Origin of the sequence: Delftia tsuruhatensis NBRC 16741 (assembly GCF_001571325.1) — a bacterium.
GTDB classification, from domain to species: domain Bacteria; phylum Pseudomonadota; class Gammaproteobacteria; order Burkholderiales; family Burkholderiaceae_C; genus Comamonas; species Comamonas tsuruhatensis.
The window spans coordinates 1-1,357 of record NZ_BCTO01000113.1 but is presented as its reverse complement, the minus strand read 5'-3'; the positions used below and the strand labels follow the sequence as shown (position 1 = coordinate 1,357).

General features: G+C 61.9%; 1 protein-coding gene. It reads right to left on the bottom strand.

Features of this window, described 5'->3' with window-relative positions; translation table 11 throughout:
- Window positions 1-380: hypothetical protein (locus DTS01S_RS31110; RefSeq protein WP_218010591.1), on the bottom strand; the 380-nt coding region annotated here is incomplete at its 3' end.
- Between the last annotated feature and the right edge of the window lie 977 nt (window positions 381-1,357).

The following is a 1,357-nucleotide window of genomic DNA, read 5'->3' as shown; positions in this document are numbered from 1 at the left end:
GGCTCGCCAACGTCGTAGCCGTACAACACTCTGAGCTGTTCATTCTCTCTCTTCATCCTGGGCTCGTAGGTCTGGCGCAGGGTGCCCAAGTGCTTTATCTCAACGGCAGCTGAACTATGTCCCGTAAAGAAATCAACGTACCTTCTCGCCTGATTTTTGCTTTGTGCCTGAGCGCTGGCTTCCTCGCGCCTGTCGCGCACGCTGCTGATGTCAGCATCACCATGCCTCCAGGCGGAAATTTCATTATCAAAAATTCGGCAGGGGCCGAGCGTCTGCGTGTACAGAACACAGGTGAAGTCGTGGTTCCGGCTTTGCCGGCCGATACAGCCACTGGCAGCCAGCTGCTGTGTGTCGATGGCGTGACGGGACAACTGGTGCATTGCGCTCCAGGCATTGGCGCAGGAGCCACGGGTGCGACGGGGGCAACAGGACCCACGGGCGCCACAGGGGCTATCGGTCCCGTGGGTCCTACAGGCGCAGGGGCGACGGGAGCCACGGGCTCGACAGGTGTTACTGGAGCGACAGGCGTAACGGGGCCGACAGGCGCCACGGGCGTGACGGGAGCCACGGGTCAGACGGGCGCTACTGGTGAGACAGGAGCGACAGGCCCAACAGGTGCGACGGGCGCCACGGGTGCCACCGGCCCCACGGGCAATACCGGTGCCATAGGTCCGCAGGGTCCTCAGGGCTTGCAGGGTATACAAGGCGTCCAGGGTGTCCCCGGCACCACAGGAGCTTCGGGCAATGTGGGTGCGACGGGTCCCCAGGGTATTCAAGGCGAGACCGGTGCCACGGGCGCGACAGGGCCTGCTGGTCCTGCCGGCGGTGGCGTGACTTTGGTTGACGCCAACAATGTGACCCTGGGTAAGGTGGTGAGCGCGGCGCGGAATAACATCACTCTCGTGACCAGCACGGGCCACCTGATGGTGATGTCCTGGGATGGGACGCTTCCCAACGCTCAGATCTATTACAAAGGCACGGGCCCTGGCAACTGCTCAGGTGAAGGTTACTTGAATTCAGGCAGTCCCACGACGGCAAGCTCCATCTACGCCAAGACGGTTGTATGGTCGCTTTCGCTGGGCTCATTCATGGTGACCTCGGCGACACCTCAGTCCAACGGAACGGTCCTGGCCGTTATGCCGACAGGTATCACAGGGTTTGACAATTCGAGTTGCGGAACCTCTACCGGGGGCCAGTACGGCTGGCTGCTGCAGCCCGTTACGGCAGCTCAGATTGGCCTTCCCTCGCCGATCGTTGCGCCCTTGAGGCTGCAGTAGGCGCAAAAGCTAGTCTGTGATGGAAGCAGGGCCCGCAATTGCGGGCCTTGTTTTATGTTACGTGTTGGGCTGCTGCCGGT